Here is an 8,967-nt window from a genome sequence, read left to right as displayed (position 1 = left end):
ATAAATGTTTTTGAGGCCACCACTCCAACCGAGGATCGGGCATTGCTGAATGGAATCAGCCAGTACCAGACATCACGATGCTGAGGATGCACAGTGATCAGAATTTTATTGCGATCGTAGTCCGGATCGCTGATGGCATCTTCTACATGGGTAAATAACGAGGTTCTGGGTTCAAAATTGGCCGCTTTCTCCAGATTAAGCAGTTTGGGTAATACGCGACCATACCCACTGCCATCAAGCACAAATTTAGCGTGAAACTGCTGAGTGAGTCCGGCTTCATCCACTACCTCAACTGCCGCCACACCAAGATTTTCGTCATAGTCAAACCGGGTGACTGACTGACCATAACGAATATCAACACCTTGTCTGGCCGCTTCGTCCGCCAGCACTTTATCAAAAATATCGCGCTGTACCTGAAAGGTAGTGCCCCAGCCTTCGGAAAATTTTTCGTTAAAATTAAAAAATTCATAACGCTCGCCGCAACTGAATGCAGCACCGTCTTTGAACTGAAAACCTGCAGCCTGAACGGCTTCGAGCATATCAGCCTGTTCGAGGAATGCCATGCTTTGTGGCAACAGACTTTCTCCTATTGAAAAACGGGGAAAATGTGATCGTTCCAGCACCAGAACGTTATAGCCCCGTTTATTCAGCAATGCCGAGGCGACTGCTCCCGAAGGTCCTGCGCCAATCACAATGACATCGAAAATCCCTTTTTGTGTAGCCACTTATTCAACTCCCTGAGAAGGCTGACGTAATAACGTCGTTAATATCCAAATCATCGCCAACCCCAAAAACACGGTCAGCCCAAAATGCTGCAACACAGGCGTTTGGCTGAGTGAAAGCAGACCAAACGCCAATAAACTGGTTATCACCGACAGAGTCACCGCCAGCCAGGTATTGGCGGCCTGCTGTGTTTCTGTCAGAAAAATCCCCATATCCAGCCCAATCCCAAGCACCAGGATCAACGCCATGATATGAAATAAATTAATTCCGGGAAGGCACAGCATCAGGATGCTGAGCGTGAATAATGATGCCAACATCGGCGGCATGATGATTCGCCAGGCGGCTAGTTTATATCGGGAAAACAAAATCACAAACAGCAACAGGTAAGCCAATGCAATCCAGATCATAATCTGCTGACGATAATCGGCCATCAAGCTGGAAATGGCCTCAACCTGATCGACCAGTACCAGCTCCGGGAAATGCTTTTTTAAACTTAACTGTTGTGCTAACTGCCTGGGCTGGCTCGCGGTAAGACTGACCATCGTGGCAAGGCCATTGTGATCTGTATGAATGATCTGCGAACTTAATATGCCACCTAATCCGTTGTTTGGAAGCTGTTCTGCTGTCAATCGATTGGCCAACCCATACTGCATCATCTCCATTGCTTGGGTCGCAGCGGCATCCGTCAGATTCAGCGTCGTAAATAGCTTTTTTAATTCAGCGTTATAAAGCGTTTCCACCAAATAGGCATTGCTTTCTTGTCTTTTCAAAGAAGGCAGGCGATCGGCCAATAAGCTGAACTGAACCAAATTGCCGTTATCAACCAGCTGACTCAGCCAGGGACGAATGGCTTCTTCCTGTTGCAGGCACTGCTCCAATTGATCGCAGGGAATCAATAAAAATTGTGTGCTGCTATTCAAGCCCAGACGCGTCTGAATTCGGGTTTCCTGCTCCAGCAAATGGGCAGGAGAGGTTTGCAGCAAACGGATGTCATCTTCCGTTTTCCCTGTCCAGATAATGGCGATTGCCATTATGGTGAGTATCGCGAGCCCATACTTGAACCCATTATTTTTAGCAAGCGCCGGGCAGGCTGCTTGCCACTGTTGCAATCGTTTGGCTGCACTCAACTCTTTGAGAGGGTCATTTTGGGTCAGCCTGGGCAACGCGATGACGACTGTCAGCCATGCCGCGATGAGTCCAACAGCAGAAAATACTGCCATTTGTCTTAGGCCCGGAAAAGGCGTCATGGCGATGGCAGCATAAGCCAGCACACTGGAAAACAGTCCTAAAAAAAGTCCTGGCATGATGCGTGGCAACACCAGCTGGTGGCGTTGTCTTTCACAGATAAAATGTAACGCGTAGTCAATTGCCACCCCAATCAGCCCGGCACCAAAAGCAAAAGTCACAATATGTACCCGTTCAAAAACCAGCATAACGACAGCTGTTGCTACCGCACAGCCCACTACAATCGGCAGTAATAAAACAGTGACCAGCCGCACACGGCGGAACACCCACAACATTAGGATAAGAATGCCTGCCAATGACCCCAGCCCGATAGTCGAGATTTCTTTTTCAGCCTGACGAGCACCGGCGTCAGCATGCACCAGCAACCCCGAAGGCAGCAGCTCTATATCCTGCTCACTAAAGCGAGTGGTCAATTCGTCGAAAACAGATAACACCGCCTGCTGAACGTTGATCGAAAAGGCATCACCCTTAAGCTGAATGATTAACAGGTTGGTAAAACCGTTATCTCCGGGGAGGCGTAAATAGCCTTGCTCATCCATTTCAATATTTATCAGAGGTGACTGGGCGCTACGCCAGGCTGATGATAAACCAAACGGATCGGCTTTCAGGTTTTGCCCGCCCATTTGCATCGGGCTGTAAATCATGCTCAAAGCACGTTTAGCAACAGCCTCCGTATTATTCTGCAACGCTAGTCGCATCTTTTCAGTTAGTAATACATAACGGTAGGCATCTGAAGCGTGCTGAGATTGTTCAATTTGCTGATCATCTATCTGCCACACAACAGAGTCGACTTCCGGGATCTGCTGATAGCGCTCTGCAATGGTTTGCGTGGCTTGTTGCAATTGCTGTTTGTCCTGCCCGGAAATCAGGATAATCAAGCGCTCTGCAAAACGTTGTCCCATTTGAGCCGAAGCTTCCCGAACCAGCGGCTGTTGCTGCGATTCCGGCAGCAAACTCATCATGCTGGTATCAATAGCGGGTTGTTTTGTCCACGCCAGACACAGCAGCGTTATCACCAGCAAACCCCAGACGATAGCGGCAACTTTCGACGCCAGTAGACGATAAATCATTGTTGCAGATTCAGGAAATCAATCCGGGTGATATCCCCGTTTTTTTCATGTAAAACCACTTTACGCATCAATGTATCGCCTGATAATTCCACCTGATTGATGGCTTGTTTGAGGGTTGGCTTTCTGGGCGTTAGTTTGACCTGCCAGTCGCGATTATTCTGATAATCGCCATTAGCAAAGAAATAATCAGATAAGGCATACCAGTCGGCCGTTAACACGGCAAAGAAGATTTCCGTGAGAACTTTCGTCGCAGGATCGTGATCGGCTTTCAGTGAGATCAAATCATCACCACCCTGACTGCTGGTGATACTGTCTGGCTTCATGATCAATTCATTTTCAATTGGTGTTAAGGTCTGCCAGCGAATGAATTCATTGCGTTGATAGTTAAAAACCCCGCTGGAAAGCAGTGTGATATCAAATTCTGCCAGATACTTTTCCTGTTTGAATTCGCCCTGCAACCGCTCTGGCGACTCGGTTAACTGCGTGAGCAATTCATAGGACAATTCGGCATGAACCGGTGATATGACAAACCACAGCAGTATTAACCAGCGTTTCATGGTTGCAACCCCAGCTTTTGAAATAAAATATCCGGCGAGACAAACAACATTTCTTCCGTTTGCATATCAACGGCCACCTGAACGGTATAGCCCTTTGTTAAACGTTGACCGGTCTGGGCATCTTCAATCAGATAATCAATTTTCAAGCGGTTTTCCCATTCGGTTAATCTGGCAATCACCCGGATCTTCTGCTGAAAGCGCAAAGGCTGCGCATAACGCACGCGTAAATCGATAACCGGCCAGCCAAAGCCTGATTCATGCATCTGCGGATAGTTATAGTCAATGGCATCCAATAAAGCGCAGCGGGCTATTTCAAAGTACTTCACATAGTGCCCGTGCCAGACAATCCGCATCACATCAACATCATGAAAGGGCACTTCAATTAACACTTCAGCTTGTCTCATTCAGATTTCCTGTTGCTGTCTATTTCGGCTGACCAGAATGGATAAAAATTGAACCACTGTAGCGGAGCTTTAAGACAATAATGCTGTAAACACTTCGCATATTGCTGCACCACATTATCAAGCTTTAACTGCCGCTCACGACGCGACCAGCTTAATTTTTCGGCAAATTGCTCAAGATAAATATGATAACCATCCGGATGTTTCAGGCAGAACATCAAAAACACCGGACAGCCAAGCAAGCCTGCAAGAATAAATCCACCCTGAGGCATTGGTGCTGAAGCCCCCAGAAAATCCACTTCGGAAACCCGCTGCTCCCCGGTGACCGGCGTGCGATCGCCCGCTATCACCAGAAACTCCCCGGCCTCAACTCGTTCAGACATCAACATGGCAAAAGCCGGCGACATTTCGGTGACTTGATACATCTCAACCTGCGCTTGTTGATTCACCTTCTGCATCAACGAATTAAATTTTTCAGCATGCCGGGTATAGACCAGCAAGGTTAATTTCAAATCCGGTTGTTGCCGTGCCAACGCATTACAGACTTCAGTATTGCCCAGATGCGAGACGATGATAATGCCGCCCTGTTTGTTCTCAATCGCCTGCTCAAATAAACCGTCAGTTTGAAATTGCACATCATTCAGGGTGATTTGCCCCATCCACACCAGAAACTTGTCGAGCAGCGTTTCCCCGAACATCAGAAAATGTTTGAACGACGATAGTGATTTTTGTGCCTGTAAACAGGATTGAACACGCGACAGATATTGCTGTGAAGCCTGCCTGGCAGGCTGATTTCGGAGATAGTAATAGGCTATCACCGGAAACAGAACGACCCGAAAGCCCCATCGCCCCAGCAATCGATAGATCAACAAAAGCAGCTTCATACCGAACACAGTGCCTGACTCGCTGATCCGGGACCAATGATGACGCTTAGTCATGGCATTTTTGCCATAAAAGCCGCGGTAAACGCCACAACATGCCAAAAAACAGGCGCGTATGCATGCCGGTAATGAGCACATTATCTTTCCACAGATTAAAATGCGACACACCATCAATCGGGTAATGCACTTTCGTAGGCAGGTTTTTTACCACACCTTTTTCCCAGACCCAGCGCACCATGATTTCCGGGTCAAACTCCATTCGATTTCCACATTTTTGTTCAGCCAATAACTGAACCAGTGGCGCAACAGGATAAACCCGATAGCCGCACATACTATCCTTGACCTGCAGCGACAGCGTATTAATCCAAATCCAGATATGGGTCAGATAACGACTGTAAAAACGCAGTTTTGGCACGGAGGCATCGTATTCCGGATAGCCTGTCACCAATGCCTGTGGGAACTGTTCAGCCGTGTTCATGAATAATTCAACATCCTCCAGATCATGCTGCCCATCTGCATCTACTTGCAAAGCATGAGTGCAACCTTGCTGATTCAGCCAGATCAGACCGGCCTTTACTGCAGCGCCTTTACCGCCATTCTGTGGCAGGCGTATTAAGGAAACGTCATCTGAATAATTTTGCTGCAGTTGAATTAATGTCTGTTCACAGGCAGCGTCACTGCCATCGTCCACCAGCAGGATGGGATACCTAAACACCAGGATAGCTTCGAGAATTTCACCAATCGCATGTTCATGGTTATAGACGGGTATCAATATGGCAGGTTTAAACGCCTGGGATGTTGTTGCATTATTCATAACAGATTCTGCCGCTAGAGTGAGTGCCCGCTTCGGATTGATAACTGAAAAACAGTTTTTGCTTTTCAGTGTCATAACGCAGGCTGATGGAAACCCGTTGAGCCGGCAGTAGTAATAATTGAAACTTTAACGCTTCGAGTTGTTTGAATTTTCCCTGCACCTGAAAATATTTTCTGCCGTAGAACTCCGCCCAATGTACCTGAACTACCCCGGGTAAAATCGGCTGTTGTGCAAAGTGCCCGTCGAAGTAGATCAACTGTTCCGGCAAACAGCAATTTAAGATGATTTCGTCCTCCTGGTTTTTCACGCTGAGGATCTCAGGCCATTTCACCGCGGGTTTGGCAAACAGTTCAACTAAATGGTGCTTTGGCAATTTGCCCTGCGAGTTGATCGGCATGGCTTGTACAAAACGCCACCGTCTGGGAATGACCACCGCTTCAAAATGTCTGCTTAACTGTTTTTTCAACGTAGTAATCAATGGTTTTCTGCCGACCTCATGCAGCAACGCATTTCCGGCATCGCTGAGCACAATCACAGCGGCCATTTCTATTCTATGACGCGCCAGGGTTAAAACTTGAGCTTGTTCAACCAGGCGTGAAGCTTGTAACAGCGCATTCATTTCATTGAGCGACACTCGCTTACCTTCCACCTTCACTATCTGATCTTTTCTGCCTTGCAGGCTAAAATGACCCTGCGGGGAAAACTCGACCTGATCGGCAAGGTTGACTTGTGTAGCATCATGGCAGAACAACACGTTTAAACTCCCGTCATTCGCTTTGCTCAATTCAACATGAGCCAACGGCTGCCACAAAGAGGATTCATCATCAGATTGCTGGCGACGCCATGCCAATGCGCCAGTCTCAGAACTGCCATAAATTTCAGTGACAGGCGCCTGCAGCAAACCTGCAACATTGAGACTATTGTCCAAACTAAGCGGCGCTGTTGACGAAAAGACCTCACTGCATTTCGGCTGAACCAAGTGCCAATCCTGAAGACGATTCATCCGTCCCAAATGCGAGGGGCTGGAAACTAAACTGAAACTGGAATGCTGCTCAACCAGCGCAATTAAATCTTCCGGATACTGGCTCAGCCGGGCTGTGAACGCCTGCTGATAACAGAATGGTCTGAACAGACGAAAGGTCAGTCCATATAAATGCTGATGGGAAACCGTGGTGGCTACGATGGCAGCGGGTGATTCCGGCATCAGTACATCCAACGCTGCAAGTTCATCTTCAAGTTGCTGCATCGTCTTACTGATGGCTTTGGGCAAGCCAGTAGTGCCTGAGGTATAGACTTCAATAGCCGGATGATCTGCAGCAATGATCTGCCAATTTATTTGCTGCTTAATCGCTGCACTTTCAGCCTGCGGAAGTACCGAATCAATATCAAACTCACCGATAAAACCATCAACCTCTGTGGTGAGTCGTACCACTGTGTCAGGTAAGTTATCCCCGGTCAGACAGGCTGTTCTGCCAAGCTGCCATAACGCACAGATAATGGCCAGACATTCAGCTGCATCGTGATGAAACACCGCCCAACGTTGTCCCCCCTGGTTCTCCAATACGGCCACCCAGCTGACAACACGCTGCTCAAATGCCATTGCATTGATTTGCTGGTTGCCGGATAGCGCTACCAGACTCTCTGCCGAACGCTGCCACCATGTTGATAAGGGTGTTAATACTGGCATGTTAAGCCGCTTTTACCCGTTGTCTGACCAGCCATTCGCCCAGCATCAGGCCACCGATCAGAAAATATGCCACCACACCGTTATACCAAAGCCATAAAGCATCATCTGCCAGTAGCACGGTTATCAATGCCAGCGTGGCATTGAAGGCAAAGAACAGGCACCATATCTGCGTGACCTTGCGGGTATAAAGAACGGCCTTCTCTGGCAACTCCGGTTCACGAATTCTCGCCAGTCTTTCGACAACACTCATCTCCGTGAGCAGGCTTGAGGCAAACAGAAATAACAGGCTCAAGTTGATAATGACGGGATAGAGTTTCAGGCCATTTTTTTCACCCAGCCACCACACGACAGCACCAATAACAATAACGGCCAGACACAAAAAATAGCGTTCCTGAGCGGATGAAGCTGTTATCCAACGCAATACCAGCAAGCCTGCCAGCATCGTGAGTAACCAACCATAGGCATCATGCTGTATCCCCCAATAAACAATAAAGGGATACAGAATAGATAAGAGTATTAAACTGGCTTTTACCATTGAGTTCATTAAGCCGAATGGAGCAACTTCTCAACCTGTTCAACGATGTCCTGCACAGTTCTGACGGCTTTAAAATCATCTGGCTGAATTTTTTTCCTGGTCATTTTTCGCAGTTCGATCACCAGATCAACCGCATCAATACTATCAATATCCAAATCCTCATATAGATTGGATTCAGGCGAGATATCGTTAGCATCAATCTCAAACAACTCTTCAAATACGGCCACTATCTTGTTGTAGATTTCTTCCTGACTCTTCATGGCGTTCACTTATTTAGTTCGGTGGGATTCAACCAGCTTGGCTAACGCATTAACACTGGCAAAATATTGGCGGGTTTCTTCGGAATCGGCTTTTAACTTGATGCCGTATTGCTTCTGTAAGGCCAGGCCAATTTCTAAGGCATCAATAGAGTCTAATCCCAAGCCATCTACAAACAGCGGGGCATCATCTTCAATGTCTTCCAGTTCAATATCTTCAAGATCAAGACTGTCGATAATCATTTGTTTTATTTCACGATTAAGATCACTCATGTAATCCAATTTCCTTATTAAAAAAACCGGTTAAATCGGCTGTCAGATTTCTGGCTGCCATGGCAGGTTTCACATTATCTATATAGGTTGCTATCGGCATAGGCGGCTCGATCCTGATAACAAAATGTGGCCGTTGTTGAGGGATGCGATACCACGGCTCACCTTTAGTCAATGTCAGGGGCTGACAATCAATGATGACCGGTGTCACATCCACTTTTGTACGAACGGCCACGTTGGCAGCACCGCGTTTCAGGCTGAGTCGTTGTCCGGGTTTGGAACGGGTACCTTCAGGGAAAATAATCAGTGCATCCCCTCTGTCAAAAGCCTGCTGGGCGGCTTCAATGACCACATCAACTGAATCATCATTGAGAATATAACCCGCAGCTTTAACGGGACCGTATGTAAACGGGTTGCGTAACAAGGCCTTTTTTACGACACAGTTGGCATTGGGCACCAGCGAAATCAGAAAAATCACATCAATTAAAGACGGATGATTGGCCAGTATCAATTTAGCGCCCTGGAGC

General features: G+C 47.5%; 11 protein-coding genes. All 11 read right to left on the bottom strand.

What is annotated here, in order from left to right:
• On the bottom strand, nt 1-725 hold a 725-nt coding region (locus B3O33_RS09140; RefSeq protein ID WP_292363473.1), incomplete at its 3' end, for an NAD(P)/FAD-dependent oxidoreductase.
• On the bottom strand, nt 726-3,038 hold the full coding sequence (locus B3O33_RS09135) for an MMPL family transporter (RefSeq protein ID WP_292360791.1): 2,313 nt from the start codon (nt 3,036-3,038) through the stop codon (nt 726-728).
• Nucleotides 3,035-3,595: an outer membrane lipoprotein carrier protein LolA gene (locus B3O33_RS09130; protein WP_292360793.1), complete on the bottom strand. Its 561-nt coding sequence runs from the start codon at nt 3,593-3,595 to the stop codon at nt 3,035-3,037. The genes B3O33_RS09135 and B3O33_RS09130 overlap by 4 nt, the downstream gene beginning before the upstream one ends.
• Entirely contained in the window at nt 3,592-3,999 is a 408-nt protein-coding gene (locus tag B3O33_RS09125) for an acyl-CoA thioesterase (RefSeq protein WP_292360795.1), read from the bottom strand. Before B3O33_RS09125 ends, B3O33_RS09130 begins: the two co-directional genes overlap by 4 nt.
• A complete protein-coding gene (locus B3O33_RS09120; RefSeq protein ID WP_292363472.1) occupies nt 3,996-4,880 on the bottom strand; it encodes a hypothetical protein in 885 nt (294 codons plus the stop codon). Before B3O33_RS09120 ends, B3O33_RS09125 begins: the two co-directional genes overlap by 4 nt.
• A gap of 46 nt (nt 4,881-4,926) precedes the next feature.
• Nucleotides 4,927-5,691 (bottom strand): glycosyltransferase family 2 protein, encoded by a 765-nt coding sequence (locus B3O33_RS09115; RefSeq protein WP_292360799.1) that lies wholly within the window; start codon nt 5,689-5,691, stop codon nt 4,927-4,929.
• Entirely contained in the window at nt 5,684-7,378 is a 1,695-nt protein-coding gene (locus B3O33_RS09110) for an AMP-binding protein (RefSeq protein ID WP_292360801.1), read from the bottom strand. The genes B3O33_RS09115 and B3O33_RS09110 overlap by 8 nt, the downstream gene beginning before the upstream one ends.
• A 1-nt stretch (nt 7,379) precedes the next feature.
• Nucleotides 7,380-7,913, bottom strand: a complete 534-nt coding sequence (locus tag B3O33_RS09105; protein ID WP_292360803.1) for a hypothetical protein — start codon at nt 7,911-7,913, stop codon at nt 7,380-7,382.
• An 8-nt stretch (nt 7,914-7,921) separates the two neighbouring features.
• Complete coding sequence (locus B3O33_RS09100; RefSeq protein WP_292360805.1) at nt 7,922-8,173, bottom strand: acyl carrier protein; 252 nt, start codon at nt 8,171-8,173, stop codon at nt 7,922-7,924.
• Between the two features lie 9 nt (nt 8,174-8,182).
• Nucleotides 8,183-8,443 carry a phosphopantetheine-binding protein gene (locus tag B3O33_RS09095; protein ID WP_292360807.1) on the bottom strand — a complete coding sequence of 87 codons (261 nt, stop codon included), beginning with the start codon at nt 8,441-8,443 and terminating at the stop codon, nt 8,183-8,185.
• The coding region (locus B3O33_RS09090) for a lysophospholipid acyltransferase family protein (protein WP_292363471.1) at nt 8,436-8,967 on the bottom strand (532 nt) is incomplete at its 5' end. The genes B3O33_RS09090 and B3O33_RS09095, both read right to left, overlap by 8 nt.

Origin of the sequence: Methylophaga sp. UBA1464, from assembly GCF_002325665.1 — a bacterium.
In the GTDB taxonomy this organism is placed as follows: domain Bacteria; phylum Pseudomonadota; class Gammaproteobacteria; order Nitrosococcales; family Methylophagaceae; genus Methylophaga.
This window is presented reverse-complemented; position numbering and strand designations above follow the sequence as displayed.